The following is a 15478-nucleotide window of genomic DNA, read 5'->3' as shown; positions in this document are numbered from 1 at the left end:
CTCGTCGGTCGTACGGGAACCGCCCGTGCGGGACATCGACGAGAAGGGGCGAGGATGCGCAGGAGGGTGAGGGCCCGAGTGCTCACTGCACCCGCCGCCGTGCTGCTCGCGGCCGGGCTGCTGGCCGGTTGCGGCGGGGGCGGTGACGACGGCGGGCCGGAGGTCGCGTCGGTGGGCGAGTCGCAGAGCGAGTCCGGTTCCGACAGTGTGGACCAGGCCGCGGACGGGAGCGAGGTCGAGCAGGCGCAGGAGTTCGTGGACTGCCTGCGGGACCAGGGGCTGGAGGTCGAGGACCCCGATCCGGTGACGGGCGAGCTGAACATGCAGGGCTTCGTCCAGGGCGACATCGACCGCGACACGCTCACCAAGGCCATGGAGGCCTGCGGGGACAAGGCGCCGCAGTCCCTCCAGGACCGGGCGGGCCAGACGCCGGACCCCGAGCAGATGCAGGAGTTCGCGCAGTGCATGCGGGACAACGACGTCGACATGGCCGACCCCGGTCCGGAGGGCTTCGACCGGGAGGCCATGCCCACCGAGGACCCCGACTTCGAGACGGCGTTGGAGGCCTGCCGCGACCAGCTCGGCTTCGGCGGCGGTAACGGCAGCGAGGAGGAGACGGGGTGAGCGTGAACGGTCAGGAGGCCACGGCTGTCGCTGCCGAATCGGCGGGCGGTCCGAAGGGGTCCGGTGTCGTCGTACCGGCTGGCAGGTCCGAGAGGGCTGCCGCCCTCGCACCTGCCGAGCCCGGCGAGGTTGCCGCCGTCGAACCGGCCACGCCGGAAGCGTCCCTCGTCGCTGAGGAGCCTCCCGTCGCGGTTGAGGAGCCTCCCGCCGCGCCCGCCCGCCGACGGCGCCGACCCCTCCGTATCGCCCTCGCCGTGCTCGCGGCGGTGGCCGTCACCGGGGCTGCCGTGGCTGCGGCGACCGGGGTGTTCGGCGGTACGGAGGACGGGGCCACGGCATCGGATGCGGCGTCCGGGCCCGCGAAGACCGCCGAGGTGAAGCAGACCAGCCTCACCCGCAGCGAAACGCTCGACGGCACCCTCGGCTACGGCGAGGCCACCCCCGTGCAGGCCTCCGGACAGGGCGTCGTCACCTGGCTGCCCGGCGAGGGCGACACCGTCGAGCGCGGGGAGCCCGTCTACCGGGCCGACGAGAAGAAGGTGCCGCTGCTGTACGGGGCGACGCCCCTGTACCGCCCGCTCGAAACCGGGGCCGAGGGCAGGGACGTGGAACTCCTCGAGAAGAACCTCTCCGCGCTCGGCTACGGCGGCTTCACCGTCGACGACGAGTACACGGAGGGCACCGCCGACGCCGTACGCGACTGGCAGGAGGACCTGGACCGCGAGGAGACCGGCACGGTGCAGCCGGCCGACGCGGTGGTCGCCTCGGGCGCACGGCGCGTCACCGACGTGCAGGCCGCCCTGGGCGCTCCGCCGAACGGCACGGTCCTGACCTGGACCGGCACCGAGCGGACCATCACCGTTCAACTCGCCGTCAAGGACGAGGACTTGGTCTCAGGAGAGGAGACGCGGGCGACGGTCACACTGCCCGACGGCAGCACCGCCGAGGCGAAGGTGGCCGAGGTGGGCACGGCCGTGACCGCGGAGCCCGCCCAGGAGGGCGAGGCTCAGCAGCAGAGCGGCGAGGACGCCACGCTGCCCGTCACGCTGACGGTCGAGGACCAGAAGAAGCTGGGCCGCTACCAGGCGGCCCCCGTCGACGTCGCCTTCGAGGCGGAGACCCGCGAGGACGTGCTGGCGGTGCCCGTCGAGGCGCTGGTCGCGCTGCGCGAGGGCGGCTACGCGGTGGAGGCCGTGCGGGTGGACGGCACGGAGTATCTGCCCGTGAAGCTCGGCATGTTCTCCGGCGGAATGGTCGAGGTGTCGGGCCAGGGCGTCGCGGCCGGACTCAAGGTGGGGGTGCCCAAGTGACGTACCCCATCGTCGAGTTGGGCGACGTCACCAAGACGTACGGCGACGTGGCCGCGCTGAGGGGCGCCGACCTGGTCGTGGAGCGCGGTGAACTCCTCGCCGTCGTCGGCCCGTCGGGCTCCGGCAAGTCCACGCTGCTGAACATCATGGGCACCCTGGACCGCCCGACCTCCGGCACCGTCGGCATCGACGGCCACGACGTCGCCCGGCTGAGCGACCGCGAACTGTCGGCGCTGCGGGCCCGCACGATCGGGTTCGTCTTCCAGCAGTTCCATCTCGCGCGCGGCGTACCGGCGTTGGACAGCGTGGCCGACGGCCTGCTCTACAGCGGCCGTCCCCGCTCCGAACGCAGACGCCTCGCGCAACGGGCCCTGGTCCGGGTGGGCCTCGGCCACCGCCTCGGCCATGAGCCGCACCAGCTCTCGGGCGGCGAGAAACAGCGGGTCGCCCTGGCCCGCGCGGTCGTCGGCGACCCACCCCTCCTGCTGGCCGACGAACCCACCGGCGCCCTCGACTCCCGCTCCGGCGCGGTCGTCATGGCCCTCCTGCGCGAACTCAACCGCGCCGGTACGACGGTGGTCGTGATCACCCACGACCGGGACATCGCGGCCTCCCTGCCCCGCGAGGTACGCGTACGGGACGGCCGTATCGAGCACGACGCGCCCGTCCTCCACGAGGGGGTACGGGCATGACGACCACGCTCGTACGGCCCCCGAAAGCGTCCGCACGACCACCCCGCCCCGCCCGGCTCAGCCCCGCCGACGTCGTCCGCGTCGCCGGGTTCGGGCTGCGGTCGCGTCCCATGCGGGTGTTCCTGTCCGCGTTGGGGATCGCGATCGGGATCGCCGCGATGATCGGGGTCGTCGGGATCTCGACGTCCAGTGGGGAGGACCTGAACCGGAAGCTGGACGCGCTCGGTACGAACCTGCTGACCGTGGAGCCGGGGCAGTCGTTCGGCGGGGGCGATGCCCGGCTGCCGGACGAGGCGGAGGACATGGTGCGCAGGATCGGGCCGGTCGAGGCCGTGTCCGCGATCGGGCTGACCGACGCCAAGGTGTACCGCAACGACCACGTACCCAAGGAGGAGACCGGCGGCATCGGCGTCTACGCGGCCCGCACCGGACTGCCCGCCACGCTCGGCACCGAGGTCGCCGAGGGCCGGTGGCTGAACGCCGCCAACGCCTCGTACCCGGCCGTCGTCCTCGGCCCGCGCGCCGCCGAGCAGCTCGGCGTGCACGACACGGGCGCGGACGTCCAAGTGTGGCTCGGCGGACGCTGGTTCACCGTCGTCGGGCTGCTCGCGCCCAACGAGCTGCTGCCCGAGACGGACTCGGCGGCCCTGGTCGGCTGGCCCGCCGCCGAAGAACTCCTCGGCTTCGACGGCCACCCGACGACCGTGTTCACCCGCGCCGAGTCCGACGCGGTCACCGACGTCCAGTCCGTGCTGGGCGCCACCGCCAACCCCGAGGACCCGTCGTCCGTCGAGGTCTCCCGGCCCTCCGACGCGCTCGCCGCCAAGGAGGCCACCGACGAGACCCTGGCCGGTCTGCTGCTCGGGCTCGGCGCGGTCGCCCTGCTGGTCGGCGGCGTCGGTGTCGCCAACACCATGGTCATCTCGGTCCTGGAGCGCCGCTCCGAGATCGGGCTCCGCCGCTCGATGGGTGCCACCAAGGGGCAGATCCGTACGCAGTTCCTGTGCGAGTCGCTGCTCCTGTCCGCGCTCGGCGGCGCGGGCGGCGTGCTGCTCGGCATCGCCGTCACGGGCGGCTACGCCTCCTACCAGGGCTGGCCCGCCGTGGTCCCGGCCTGGGCGATGGCCGGCGGTCTGGGCGCGACGCTCGTCATCGGCGGCCTCGCCGGGTTCTATCCGGCGGTACGGGCGGCCAAGCTGCCTCCGACGGAGGCGCTGGCGGCGGCCTGACGGGGGCGGTCTCCTCGCCCTCCCCCCAACGGGCCCGGCCTCCCCGCCCCCTCCCCCCGGGGGAGGCCGGACCTCACTTCCCCACCGGCCGCACCTCGTAATGCAACGTCGGCGTCCGCATCACCTTGTGGGCGACCGGCACGAGGACGCCCTGCAGGAACGGGTGCTTGCGGCGCAGCAGCTTCGCCGCGTGTCTGTCCTCCTCGCTGCCGTGCTCCAGCAGCCGGGTCCTGGCGTGGATCTGCGGCCCTACGGGGGCGCCGCGCGGGGTGGCGGGGGCGAGCTCCACCTCCGGGTCGCGGCGCAGCCGCTTGACCTTCGACGCCTTGCCCGGCGTACGGAAGTACGCGTGGTCGCCCTCCACGACGAGACTCACCGGAGTGCCCACACCCGTGCCGTCCTTCTTGTGAGTGGTCAGCAGCACGGCCCACTGCCTGGCGAAGGGGACGAGCTCGGGGCGCGTGACGGGAATGCTCATGCCTCCATAGAGGCACCGACCGCCCTGTTTGTCACCCTTTGCTGCGTCGGACTTCGCCGCGCCGGGCGACGAGCGATTCCAGCCCGTCCAGGAGCCGCTGCAGCCCGAACTCGAAGTGGTCGAAGTCGGTGCCGAAGGCGTCTTCGCTGAGCGAGGCGAGAACGGGGTAGCGACCGCTGGTCATGGCCTTCTCCAGGACCGGGGACTGCGCCTCCCAGAACTCCGCGTCCGTCAGGCCCGACTTCCGCTCCGCCTCCTTCTGGTACAGCTGCGTGCGGGCGGCCCCGATGACGTACCCGTCGATCATGATGATCGCCGAGACCAGCTCAGGGTCGGTCAGGCCCATCGGCTTGATGCGGGCGAGCACCATCTCCATGCCGTCGAGGGCGCCCGGTCCGAGCACCGGACGGGTCTGGTTCACCTGGAGCAGCCAGGGGTGACGGCGGTAGAGGGCGAGGGTCTCGCGGCCCAGGGCCTCCAGAGTCGCGCGCCAGTCCTCGCCGAGCGCGGCCTCGTCCTCACCCGGGCGCTGTACGCGGTCCAGCATCAGGTCGAGCAGCTCGCCCTTGCCGGGGACGTAGCGGTACAGGGACATCGTGCCGGTGCCGAGCTCCGTGGAGAGCCGGCGCATCGATACCGCCTCCAGGCCCTCCGTGTCCGCGATCCGGATGGCCGCTTCCACGATCCGGTCGAGTGTCAGTCCTGGCTTGGGTCCGCGGCTTGGGCGTTTGCCCGTGTCCCAGAGCAGGTTGAGGGTGCGGACGATGTCTCCGCTGCCACTGGTGTCCGGACCCGACGTGCTCGCCATGTGCTTCAGGATAATCCCTTGGACCGGAAACTGGGTACGGTGTACTCTCAAAAGGGTACGGCGTACTCAGTTTTGGATTGCCGCAGGGGTTTTCGCAGAGGTTCCACTACGGGAGGGGTACACGTGAGCGGCTACGCGGTCCGGGCCGAAGGGCTCGAGAAGAGGTACGGCGAGAAGCGCGCCCTCGACGGCTTCGACCTGGCGGTGCGGGAGGGCACCGTCCACGGCCTGCTCGGGCCGAACGGTGCGGGCAAGACCACCGCTGTCCGCATCCTGTCGACGCTCATCAGGCTCGACGGCGGACAGGCGCAGGTGGCGGGCCTGGACGTGGCACGGCAGCCGCGGGAGGTACGGGCGCGGATCGGCCTCACCGGTCAGTACGCGGCCGTGGACGAGGTGCTGACGGGGCGACAGAACCTGGAAATGTTCGGCCGGTTGTTCCACCTGGGAGGGAAGCGGGCGCGGCTGCGGGCCGGTGAGCTTCTGGAGCAGTTCGATCTGGTCGACGCGGCCGACAAGGGAGTCGGCAAGTACAGCGGCGGCATGCGGCGGCGCCTCGACCTCGCCGCCTCGATGATCCTCACGCCCAGCGTGCTGTTCCTGGACGAGCCGACGACCGGGCTCGATCCCCGTGGTCGCGGTGAAGTCTGGGAATCCGTACGGGCGTTGGTGACGGGCGGCACCACGGTGCTGCTGACCACGCAGTACCTGGAGGAGGCCGACAAGCTCGCCTCGCACATCACCGTCATCGACCAGGGCCGCGCCATCGCCGACGACACCCCGGACGGGCTGAAGAACACGGTCGGCGGCGACCGTATCGAGGTCGTCCTCGCCGAGCGCGCGGACATCCCGCGCGCCGTGAAGGTCGTCGCCAAGGTCTCCGACGCCGAACCGGAGACGGACGAGACCGAGTTGAAGGTGCACGCACCGGTGACCGACCGGGTCTCGGCGCTCACCGAGGTGGCACGCACCCTTCAGGACGAGGGCGTCCAGGTCGAGGACATCGGTCTGCGCAGGCCGAGCCTCGACGACGTCTTCATGCGCCTTACGGGACACCGCACGGACGTTTCCCAGAACACCGAGGATCCCCAGAACCCCAAAGCCTCCAAGGACTCCAAGGACTCCAAGAAAGGGGCGGCGGCATGAGCGCGCTCGACCTGACCACCGGACAGAGCAGCCACGGTCGCGTCTACTGGGCCCTCGCCGACTGCTGGAACATCGTCCGCCGCGGCCTCACCCACTACCAGCGCCAACCGATCAACATCGCCTGGCAGTTGGGCTTCCCGATCCTCTCCGTCCTCCTCTACGGGTACGTCTTCGGCAGCGCGATGCAGGTGCCCGGCGGCGGGGACTACAAGGACTTCCTGATGCCGGGCATGTTCGTGATGACGATGGCCTTCGGCTTCATCAACACGGCGACGCTCGTGGTGTACGACTCCACGAACGGCGTCATCGACCGCTTCCGCTCCATGCCCATGGCCCCGTCCGCGGTAGTCGCCGGCCGCGGCGTCACCGATCTGATCGTGGCCTGCGCGGAGCTGACCATCCTGATGCTCACCGCGATCGCCATGGGCTGGCGCCCGAACGGCGGCCTCGACTTCCTCCTCGCCTTCGGCCTGCTGCTGTGGCTACGCCTCTCGCTGATCTGGCTCGGCGTATGGCTCGGTCTCTTGGTCCCCAACCCGGAGGCGGCGGGCGGCCTGTTCGCCGTCGCCTTCCCCCTGACCATGATCTCCAGCATCTTCGTCGCCCCCCAACTGATGCCGGACTGGCTGGGCCACGTAGCAGCCTGGAACCCGATCTCATCGACGGCCGCAGCCACGCGCGAACTGTTCGGCACACCGGTCGGCAGCGGCGACTCGTGGATCGAGCAGCACGCGCTGCTGATGTCGGGGGTGTGGCCGGTGATCCTCACGGCGATCTTCCTGCCGTTGGCGGTACGGCGCTTCCAGAAGCTCAGCAGATGATTTCGGCGGTACGAAAGGGGGCGCCCGGCACGGGGGAAGTGCCGGGCGCTTCACACACGAGCGCCAGTACGCGCCCCAGCCGTGGGCAACTCGCGCCATGTTCTTGGCTGGTTGTGCCTCCGTAGCCCTGTGGCTCTATGCCCTGTGTTCCTATTCCGGAGTGAACATCGAGAACTCCAGGGCGCCTGATGAGAAGAGGCCGAGCCGCTGCGTCCGGCGGCGGGCTGATGGCGATGTCGAGGAGTGCGTGCGGGTCCTCGCGGAAGTCCATGAACGCGACGGCTATCCGATGAACTGGCCCAGTCAGCCCGGCGAGTGGCTGTCAGGCGGTCCCCTGCTGGGCTCCTGGGTTGCCGAACTCGAAGGCCGCTTGGTCGGGCATATCAGTTTGTCGCAAGGCGGCGAAGGCGATCTGGCCCCGATGTTGTGGAGCGAGAGGAACGGGGCGACGCGGGGTATGACCGCTGTGGTCAGCAGGCTGTTCGTTGCCCCGCAGGCGAGGGGACATCGGATCGGTGCACTGCTGATCGGCCAGGCAGTTGAGGAGGCGCGACGTCGTGGCCTGCATCCGGTGCTCGACGTCGTCGCATCCGATGCCGCGGCGGCAGCCCTGTATGAGCGGCTGGGCTGGGATCTGATGGCCACAGTCGAGCAACAGTGGAGCCCACACCAAACGGTGGCCATCCGCTGTTACGCAGCGCCATCGTGACGTGGTCAGTCATAGCCACTCGTTGATGGCCGCGACGAGGACGGTCGCCTCGTGGCGGAGCGCGAGCTTGTCGCACCTCGTGGCAGGCGCGCTCATGGTGCTGGGGCGCACAGTGTGAGCACTTCGCCAGGTTGTGTTCACACACTGAGCCCTTTCCAACTTCAGTCTGAGCTGGCCAGATGGAGAGTGAGGACGGCTTGGACGAGGCTCGTGATCCGGGTCGTCGAGCAGCGGAGCCTGCGGAGGAGTCGCCAGGACTTGAGGGTGGCGATGGCTTGCTCGACCAGCGCCCGGACCTTCGCATGGGACCGGTTGACGGCCTGCTGACCGGCGGAAAGGCTGTCCCATCGGCCGCGGTAAGGGAGACGGATCGTGTTGCCTGCGCCCTGGTAGCCCTTGTCCGCCCAGCAGGTGATGCCGGCCTCGGCGAGAGCGTCGATGATGCCGTGTTCGCGTGCGGCCCGGACGTCATGGACGGCACCGGCCAGGGCAGGTGAAGCCCACAGGAGACGGCCCTTCGGGTCGGCTATGACCTGCACATTCATGCCGTGCCTTTTGTGTTTGCCCGAGTAGAAGGGACGGTCGGCGGCGATCCGGTCGATCGGCAGCAGCGTCCCGTCCAGGATCAGATACGCCTTCGTGGACGCGGCCCATACTGCTTGGGCAAGCGTGGGGGCGAGGGCGGCCAGGAGCTCGACGGCCTCGGTGACGTATCGGTAGACGGTGGTGGTGCCGATCCCGAAACCGGCCGCGAGTTGGGCATAGGGGTGGCCGTTGCGGAGGTGGGCGAGGGTGAGCAGGGCCTGTCGGCCCGCGCTCAGGCGCCGCCATCGGGTGCCGAGAGTGCGGCGGTGTTCTCTCAGGCGGGCGGCGAGGAAGCGGAGGGCAGAGCTGGACACGTCGATGCCGGACGGGTAGACAAGCATGCGAAGCCTCTGGTGGAGACGGTTCTCTTGGTCGAAACCCATCTACCAGGGGCTTCACCTGTCTGTCAGTCCAGGTGCCCAGCTTCTGAAGTACGTTGAGAAGTGCCTGGTGGCAACATGGTCGCCATGTCCAACTCCTACGCGCAACCCATCCTGAGAACGAACGATCTCTGGGAGGGGTTGTGCATTGTTGAGCGGTTGCTCGGTATCGCCGATCTCAGGGATCTCGAAGTCGATTTCGAGGTGCGGATCTCCTCGAGGCACATCCTTTCAGCGGTGCTGGTTGTGTTGCCGGATACCCAATGGTGGGCGGAAGGGGACGGGGACGGCTCGTCGGAGAAGGGGGACGATCCGTCGGCACACCTGCCCATCCGGCTGCGGGGCTGGGCCATGCCGTTGGAGACCGTGCAGCCGTTCCTCAAGGCGGTGGGTGACAGCCCGGCCACGGTGCGGTGGGACTTCGCGGGCTGGCCCGAGGCCCCTGAAGTCGGCCTGGGTATGGGTGGTATCAGGGGCGCGTTCGTGACGCTGTGCGTGAATGTCCGCGACCTGGACCTGGAGGAGCCCGCGACCGATCACACGGTTTTCGTCCACGTCAAGCAGATCGAGGCCGAACGCGCACCATGGCTGGCGGCCCAGGTCGGGTTGCGGGTGATCGGCGATCTGGTGATGGCACCGTACTGAGAAGGTCATGAACAGCGGTGCATCACCGCCGGATTCGTCCGGCGGTGATGCACCGAGGAACTCGGGAACTGCTCAGGCCCAGTTTTGCGATGCCGGATCGCAGATGCCACCCGTGTCCGCGGAGGTCTCCACTGAGCGGTGCAAACAGCAGGTTGGAAAAGGCTGACTGCTCGTTTGAGTGCCTGAAGGGCATATTCCCCCTCACTGCTCACGCTTTTCGCGCGCATGTCCGTGGGCGGCGAACTTGACGCAGTCTCCATCGCCCGCGGAGGAGAACGATTTCTGCCACGTTGCACCCAACTCGGGGACGTCCAGGACTATGTGATGCGACATTCCAAGGGAGTAGCCCGGTGACGATCAATGAGTCGTGGGAGAAGATCGAGCGGTGGCTGGCGCGGTATGCGCCTGAAGAGGAGCTGCCGGGGCCGGCCGGTCTGGACGACATCGCGAGACTTTCCGATCAGATCGGCGTCCAACTTCCGCCGGATGTCGAGCAGTCGTTGCTGCGGCACAACGGATCGGGGTTCGTCGCGATCGTCCCGCCTGGCTATGCCCTGTATGGCGTCGACGAGATCGCGCGCTCCAAGGGGCACTTCACCGAGGGCGAAGAGTCTGTGTACGTGCCCATCGCCCACATCGGCAGGACGGAGAAGATCGTCGACACCAGGACGGGGCGTATCGGGGGCCACGACGTCGAGTGGGGGTTTGTCTGGGGTGACGATCCGCTCTGGGCGTCATTCTCAACTGTGCTGGCATTCGTGGCAGATGTTCTGGATTCCCCGCCGCCGTGGATCGCCATGCTGCCGGGCGAGGAAGAGTGGGAGGCGACGCATCAGGATGCCGACTTCCCGGGCACCCTCTCGTGGACCGAGGAACCCAACGGACCTGTCGACTGGGACATGGACAGTCTTGCCCGCCAATTCGGGCCCCTCGGTGGCAGCAACGGCAACGGCTCCTGACGCGCGGGCCCGCATCACTTGAGCCGCACGACAAGGGCGCCCGGTGGTGGTCACCGGGCGCCCTTCAGGGTCGTACGTGCGTGGTCAGAGACGCTCGATCACATAGTCGATGCACTTCGTCAGCGCCTCGATGTCCGCCGGGTCGATCGCCGGGAACATCGCTACGCGGAGCTGGTTGCGGCCGAGCTTGCGGTACGGCTCGGTGTCGACGATGCCGTTGGCGCGCAGGACCTTGGCCACGGCGGCGGCGTCGACCTCGTCCGAGAAGTCGATCGTGCCGATGACCTGGGAGCGCTTGGCGGGGTCGGTGACGAACGGGTTCGCGTACTTGAGGTCCTCGGCCCAGCCGTAGAGGGTGCGGGCGGAGGTGGCGGTGCGGCGGACCGACCAGTCCAGGCCGCCCTGGCCGTTGAGCCACTCCAGCTGGTCGTTGAGGAGGAAGAGCGTGGCGAGGGCCGGGGTGTTGTACGTCTGGTTCTTGCGGGAGTTGTCGATCGCCGTGGGGAGCGAGAAGAACTCCGGGACGTGACGGCCGGACGCGTGGATCCGCTCGGCGCGCTCGATGGCGGCCGGGGAGAAGATGCCGATCCACAGGCCGCCGTCGGCGGCGAAGGACTTCTGCGGGGCGAAGTAGTAGACGTCCGTCTCGGCGATGTCGACGGGGAGACCGCCGGCGCCGCTCGTCGCGTCCACGACGACGAGGGAGCCCTCGTCGGCGCCTTCGACCCGCTTGACGGGGGCCGCGACGCCGGTGGAGGTCTCGTTGTGCGTGAACGCGTAGACGTCCACGCCCGCCTCGGCCTGCGGGTCCGGGTGCGTGCCCGGGTCGCTCGCGATGACGGTCGGCTCGGCCAGCCAGGGGGCGAGCTTCGCGGCCTTCGCGAACTTGGACGAGAACTCGCCGAAGCTCAGGTGCTGCGACTTGTTCTCGATCAGCCCGTGGGTCGCGACGTCCCAGAACGCGGTGGAGCCGCCGTTGCCGAGGATGACCTCGTACCCCTCGGGGAGGGAGAAGAGGTCACGCACGCCCTCGCGGACCTTGCCGACGAGGTTCTTCACGGGGGCCTGCCGGTGGGAGGTGCCCATGAGGGATGTACCGGTGGCGGCCAGCGCGTCCAGCGCCTCCGTCCGCACCTTGGAGGGGCCCGAGCCGAAACGTCCGTCGGCGGGCTTGATGTCAGCGGGAATCTGGATCTCAGCCACGACGGGAGCCTATCCGTTCCCGGAAACCTGGGCGAAACGTCGTCCGTCGGGTGAGACGGCAAACCCCGGCGCGAGACGCACACGCCGGGGTTCGACGAAAGGCCCGGACAGGGCTCGGACAGAGCCAGACAGGGTCAGTAGCGCGTCGGGAACAGTTGCAGCTTGGCCTTGCTGCCGGAGACCGACTTGACCCAGATCTTGAGGTTGTTGAACTGGACGACGCCGCCCGGGCTGGTGCTGCCGGTGAGTGCCCCGCCGGCGGCCGACATCCTCACGGACCGGGAGCTGATGGACGTGATCTTCAGCTTCCCGAACCCGAACTTGTTGGCGTTCACCTTGATGGTCTTGGGCGCCGACACGGTGCCCTGGCACCGCCCGTCGTAACAGGGCCCGTTGGCGGCGGACGCCGCCGGCGCCATCAGGCCGAAGCCCAGCGCGCCCGCCGTGGTCAGCGTCAGGGCAGTGGTCGCGGCTCGCCTGCGCATACCGGTACTCATCAGTTGGACCTCCTGATTGGGGAATTCCCGCCCGGCATTTGTAAATCGTCGGCTCTGGGACCCCTCCCGAGGAGGCGCCGGGCCGCAACTCCCGGGCGGACCTCAGCGGCCCAAGCGCACCGGCAGCTCGAACAGATCGTTCTGCGTCACCACCGGCTTGTTGCGCAGCTCCGTCGCCGGGACCGCCAGGTCCAGCTCCGGGAACCGTTCGTACAGCGCGGGCAGCGCGACGGCCGCCTCCAGGCGGGAGAGTGCCGCGCCGGGGCAGACGTGTGGGCCGTGGCCGAAGGAGATGTGGCGGTTCTCCGGGACGCGCATGATGTCGAACTCGCCGGCCGAAGGGCCGTGGGCCTTCTCGTCACGGCCGATCGCAGCGTACGAGACGATCAGGGCGTCGCCCGCCGGGAGGACCTTGTCGCCGACCGGGACGTCCTCCGTCGCGAAACGGATCAGGACGTGAGACGTGGGCGTCGACCAGCGCAACGTCTCCTCGATCACCGACGGCCAGTCGGCGGCCCCGGTGAGCACCAGCTCGCGCTGCTCGGGATGCGTGGACAGGTTCACGACCGCGTTGACGATGAGGGAGATCGTCGTCTCGTGACCGGCCGCCACCATCAACTGGAGCGTCGAGACGATCTCCTCGTCGGTGAGGTGGTCGCCGTCCTCGGAGGCCAGGATCAGCGCACTGGTGAGGTCGTCGCCGGGAGCGGAACGCTTCGCCGCGACCGTCTCCGCCATGATCCCCGCCAGCTCGGTGAGCGTGGCGATGACCTCCTCCGGAGGCGTCTGGGTCGAGAAGAACTTCTCGAACAGCTCCTTGAGGCGGGGGAGTCGGGAGTCATCGATGCCCATGAGGTCGGCGATGACGTACATGGGGAGCGGATATGCGAACGCCGCCTTCAGGTCGACGACTTCGGGGACACCGGCGCCCTGGGGAAGCGCGTCGAGCAGATCGGTCGTCAGCTTGGTGATCCGCTCCCGCATCCGCTCCACGCGCCGCGGCGTCAGTGCCTGCGCGACGAGGGCGCGCATACGGCGGTGGTCCGCACCGTCCACGGTGAGCATCGAACGGCCGGGGTTCGCCAGCCCGATCAGCGGCCAGTCCGGCGGGATCTCGCCACGCTGCCAGGCACCCCAGACGTTGATGTCCTTCACCAGCCGGGGATCGGTGAGAAGCTGCTTCGCCTCGGCGTGATGCGTGACCGCCCACACCGGAACCCCACCCGGCAACTCCACGGCGGCGAGCGGCCCCGCGGCACGCAGCCGGGCGCTCTCGCCCTCGAGATCGGTGACGAAGGGATCCAGGGCGATACGAGTCGTCATGCGGGCGTGCCTCCAAGGGCAGAGGTGGGGGAGAACCGCACGGGCAGTTCCGTCAGGCCCCGCAGCCACGGGGACGGACGGCGGGTGAGGGACTCGGCGGGTACGGCCAGGTCGAGGTCGGGCAGCCGGTCGAGGATCACCTCGATGCCCGTACGCGCGATGACCTCGGCGACCTCCTGGGCCGGGAACGGGCAGCGGTGCTCGCCGTGGCCGAAGGAGAAGTGCGCGCTGTTGCCACCGGTGAGGGCGGAGCCGTCGACGCGTACCTGCGGGTCGCTGTTGGCGGCCTGGAGGCCGAGCAGCAGCAGATCGCCCGCGCGGATACGGCGCCCGCCGAGCTGGGTGTCGCGGGAGGCCCAGCGCCCGGCCACGTTCTGGGTGGGGGTGTCCTCCCACAGCACCTCGTTCATGGCCTCGGCGACACTGTGCCGGCCGCCGAACAGCGAGGCCGCGAAACGGTCGTCCGTCAGCATCAGCCGCAGCGAGTTGCCGATCCAGTCCGCTGTCGGCTGATGGCCCGCGGCCATCATCACCATCAGGTCCTGGGTGATCTCCTCGTGCGTGAAGCCGGAACTGTCGGTGAGCATGCGGCTGACCACGTCGTCCGCGGGCCGCTCCGCGCGCTCCGCCACCAACCGCGCCATGGACGAGGCGAGATGCCGCTGCCCCGCGATGGCGTCCTGGCGCCCGTTGATCATGTCGTTGAGGGCGGTGACCAGACCGGGGCCCTGCTCGTCGGCGAACCCGTAGAGCGTCGCCAGTACGCGCACGGGAAGCAGCGTCGCGTAGTCCGCGACGATGTCCGTCTCGCCCTTGGCGCAGATCGCGTCGATCAGCTCGTCGGCGAACTTCTCGGCGTGGCCGCGCAGTTCGAAGGGATCGACGGCTTCGAGGGCGTCGCTGATCATCGCGGCGCGCTCACGGTGCCGTTCGCCGACCGTGTAGAGGATCGACGGCTGTTCGCGGCCGATCATCGGCAGCAGCGGCCAGTCGTCGGGGATGTGCGGCCACTGGCTCCACAGGCCGGAGTCCCGGCTGAACAGCACGGGATCGCCGGTGACCTGGTGCAGCTCGCGATAGCCGAGGACGAGCCACGCCGGTACGTCACCGTCGAGCAGCACCGGCGCCACGGCACCGTGCTCGCGCCGCAACTCGCGGTACAGCTCGGCGGGTTCGGTCCGGAACCGGGGCCCGCCGAGGGGAACGGGGTCGCCGCCGATGGGCGTACGACCGTCAGAGGTTACGAAGTCCAACGAGCACCTGCTCCAGGATGTCGGGATCGGGAATGCCGGAGGAGAGTCCCGTACGCGGATGGCGGGCGCTGACGCGGCCCGCGGCGAGGAGGTCGGACAGCAGGATCCGGGTGATGCTCACCGGCAGCCGCAGTACGGCGGCGACCTCCACGACCGCCGTCGGCCGCTCGCACAGCCGCAGGATCGCCGCGTGCTCGGACTGCATGCCCGGCACCGGATCGCACTCGGCGACGACCAGCGTGACCAGGTCGAACGGGGTGTCGGGCGCGGACCTGCTACGCCCGCCGGTAACGGTGTAGAGCCGGTCGGGCCTGTCGTCCCTGCCCGGGCGGCTCATGACGTACGCGGCTGCGCGCTCAGATGTCCGCCGAGCTGTTCCACGAACTCGCTCATGTTGTGCCCGACGACCCCGGCGTCCGCCTCCTCGTCGGTGACCACGGCGAGGTGTACGCCCGAGCCCGCCTCGACGATGAACAGGACCCCGCCGTAGAACTCGGCCATCGCCGACCGGACGCCCCCGCTGCCGTCCCCGAACTCCACGGACGCCCCGTGGGTCAGCGACTGGATCCCGGCGGCGATCGCGGCGAGCTGATCGGCCTGGTCCGCGGTGAGCCCTCCCGTACGGCACAGCTTCAGCCCGTCGCGGGAGAGCACGAGCGCGTGCCGGGCGCCCGAAGTGCGTTCCAGCAGGCCCTCGATGAGCCAGCTGAGCTTCTCGTCGGCGGTCACGGTCGCGGTGGTGCCGGTCGTGCCGGTCGTGCCGGTCATGGGGTGGGGTCGCCTTCCGGGTGGGGGGTCGCGTGGGCGGGGGTTGCG

General features: G+C 69.7%; 18 protein-coding genes. 9 read left to right on the top strand and 9 right to left on the bottom strand.

Features of this window, described 5'->3' with window-relative positions; translation table 11 throughout:
• Positions 1 to 78 precede the first annotated feature (78 nt).
• From OP79_RS45325 to OP79_RS45310, 4 genes are read left to right on the top strand one after another with little or no spacing between them, the layout of a single operon-like run.
• Positions 79 to 624 carry a hypothetical protein gene (locus tag OP79_RS45325; RefSeq protein WP_033329030.1) on the top strand — a complete coding sequence of 182 codons (546 nt, stop codon included), beginning with the start codon at positions 79 to 81 and terminating at the stop codon, positions 622 to 624.
• The gene (locus OP79_RS45320) at positions 621 to 1934 is read left to right on the top strand and encodes a peptidoglycan-binding domain-containing protein (RefSeq protein ID WP_245685684.1); all 1314 of its coding nucleotides are present in this window, start codon (positions 621 to 623) and stop codon (positions 1932 to 1934) included. Before OP79_RS45325 ends, OP79_RS45320 begins: the two co-directional genes overlap by 4 nt.
• Positions 1931 to 2626 carry an ABC transporter ATP-binding protein gene (locus OP79_RS45315; RefSeq protein WP_033329029.1) on the top strand — a complete coding sequence of 232 codons (696 nt, stop codon included), beginning with the start codon at positions 1931 to 1933 and terminating at the stop codon, positions 2624 to 2626. Before OP79_RS45320 ends, OP79_RS45315 begins: the two co-directional genes overlap by 4 nt.
• On the top strand, positions 2623 to 3855 hold the full coding sequence (locus tag OP79_RS45310; protein ID WP_033329028.1) for an ABC transporter permease: 1233 nt from the start codon (positions 2623 to 2625) through the stop codon (positions 3853 to 3855). Before OP79_RS45315 ends, OP79_RS45310 begins: the two co-directional genes overlap by 4 nt.
• Positions 3856 to 3928: 73 nt before the next feature.
• Here the strand turns inward: OP79_RS45310 and OP79_RS45305 are convergent, their stop codons facing one another.
• Both OP79_RS45305 and OP79_RS45300 read right to left on the bottom strand, forming a co-directional pair.
• The gene (locus OP79_RS45305) at positions 3929 to 4333 is read right to left on the bottom strand and encodes a PPOX class F420-dependent oxidoreductase (RefSeq protein ID WP_033329027.1); all 405 of its coding nucleotides are present in this window, start codon (positions 4331 to 4333) and stop codon (positions 3929 to 3931) included.
• Between the two features lie 31 nt (positions 4334 to 4364).
• Positions 4365 to 5141: a TetR/AcrR family transcriptional regulator gene (locus tag OP79_RS45300; RefSeq protein WP_033329026.1), complete on the bottom strand. Its 777-nt coding sequence runs from the start codon at positions 5139 to 5141 to the stop codon at positions 4365 to 4367.
• 123 nt (positions 5142 to 5264) lie between these two features.
• On the opposite strand from OP79_RS45300, the gene OP79_RS45295 reads away from it, so the two are divergent.
• The 3 genes from OP79_RS45295 to OP79_RS45285 all read left to right on the top strand — a co-directional run bounded on the left by OP79_RS45295 (position 5265) and on the right by OP79_RS45285 (position 7817).
• On the top strand, positions 5265 to 6287 hold the full coding sequence (locus tag OP79_RS45295; RefSeq protein ID WP_033329025.1) for a daunorubicin resistance protein DrrA family ABC transporter ATP-binding protein: 1023 nt from the start codon (positions 5265 to 5267) through the stop codon (positions 6285 to 6287).
• Positions 6284 to 7108, top strand: coding sequence for an ABC transporter permease (locus tag OP79_RS45290; protein ID WP_033329024.1), 825 nt, complete (start codon positions 6284 to 6286; stop codon positions 7106 to 7108). Before OP79_RS45295 ends, OP79_RS45290 begins: the two co-directional genes overlap by 4 nt.
• Before the next feature lie 247 nt (positions 7109 to 7355).
• The gene (locus tag OP79_RS45285; protein ID WP_033329023.1) at positions 7356 to 7817 is read left to right on the top strand and encodes a GNAT family N-acetyltransferase; all 462 of its coding nucleotides are present in this window, start codon (positions 7356 to 7358) and stop codon (positions 7815 to 7817) included.
• 161 nt (positions 7818 to 7978) lie between these two features.
• Here the strand turns inward: OP79_RS45285 and OP79_RS45280 are convergent, their stop codons facing one another.
• Positions 7979 to 8743 carry an IS5 family transposase gene (locus OP79_RS45280; RefSeq protein WP_033329046.1) on the bottom strand — a complete coding sequence of 255 codons (765 nt, stop codon included), beginning with the start codon at positions 8741 to 8743 and terminating at the stop codon, positions 7979 to 7981.
• A gap of 126 nt (positions 8744 to 8869) precedes the next feature.
• On the opposite strand from OP79_RS45280, the gene OP79_RS45275 reads away from it, so the two are divergent.
• Together OP79_RS45275 and OP79_RS50815 are read left to right on the top strand one after the other, a co-directional pair.
• The gene (locus tag OP79_RS45275) at positions 8870 to 9427 is read left to right on the top strand and encodes a hypothetical protein (RefSeq protein WP_245685683.1); all 558 of its coding nucleotides are present in this window, start codon (positions 8870 to 8872) and stop codon (positions 9425 to 9427) included.
• A 350-nt stretch (positions 9428 to 9777) separates the two neighbouring features.
• Positions 9778 to 10386 carry an SMI1/KNR4 family protein gene (locus OP79_RS50815; protein ID WP_051745633.1) on the top strand — a complete coding sequence of 203 codons (609 nt, stop codon included), beginning with the start codon at positions 9778 to 9780 and terminating at the stop codon, positions 10384 to 10386.
• 84 nt (positions 10387 to 10470) lie between these two features.
• On the opposite strand, the gene serC is transcribed toward OP79_RS50815, so the two are convergent.
• The 6 genes from serC to OP79_RS45240 form a co-directional block, all read right to left on the bottom strand.
• Positions 10471 to 11589 (bottom strand): phosphoserine transaminase, encoded by a 1119-nt coding sequence (gene serC, locus OP79_RS45265; protein ID WP_033329021.1) that lies wholly within the window; start codon positions 11587 to 11589, stop codon positions 10471 to 10473.
• Between the two features lie 134 nt (positions 11590 to 11723).
• Positions 11724 to 12086, bottom strand: a complete 363-nt coding sequence (locus OP79_RS45260) for a hypothetical protein (protein ID WP_033329020.1) — start codon at positions 12084 to 12086, stop codon at positions 11724 to 11726.
• A gap of 102 nt (positions 12087 to 12188) precedes the next feature.
• A complete protein-coding gene (locus OP79_RS45255) occupies positions 12189 to 13409 on the bottom strand; it encodes a cytochrome P450 family protein (RefSeq protein WP_033329019.1) in 1221 nt (406 codons plus the stop codon).
• Complete coding sequence (locus OP79_RS45250; protein WP_425428688.1) at positions 13406 to 14662, bottom strand: cytochrome P450; 1257 nt, start codon at positions 14660 to 14662, stop codon at positions 13406 to 13408. The genes OP79_RS45255 and OP79_RS45250 overlap by 4 nt, the downstream gene beginning before the upstream one ends.
• On the bottom strand, positions 14643 to 14999 hold the full coding sequence (locus OP79_RS45245; protein ID WP_033329043.1) for a DUF742 domain-containing protein: 357 nt from the start codon (positions 14997 to 14999) through the stop codon (positions 14643 to 14645). The genes OP79_RS45250 and OP79_RS45245 overlap by 20 nt, the downstream gene beginning before the upstream one ends.
• Positions 14996 to 15430 carry a roadblock/LC7 domain-containing protein gene (locus tag OP79_RS45240; protein WP_033329018.1) on the bottom strand — a complete coding sequence of 145 codons (435 nt, stop codon included), beginning with the start codon at positions 15428 to 15430 and terminating at the stop codon, positions 14996 to 14998. The genes OP79_RS45245 and OP79_RS45240 overlap by 4 nt, the downstream gene beginning before the upstream one ends.
• Positions 15431 to 15478: the final 48 nt, after the last annotated feature.

The sequence above is a fragment of the Streptomyces yerevanensis genome, assembly GCF_000716805.1.
Classification (GTDB): Bacteria; Actinomycetota; Actinomycetes; order Streptomycetales; family Streptomycetaceae; genus Streptomyces; species Streptomyces flaveus.
This window is presented reverse-complemented; position numbering and strand designations above follow the sequence as displayed.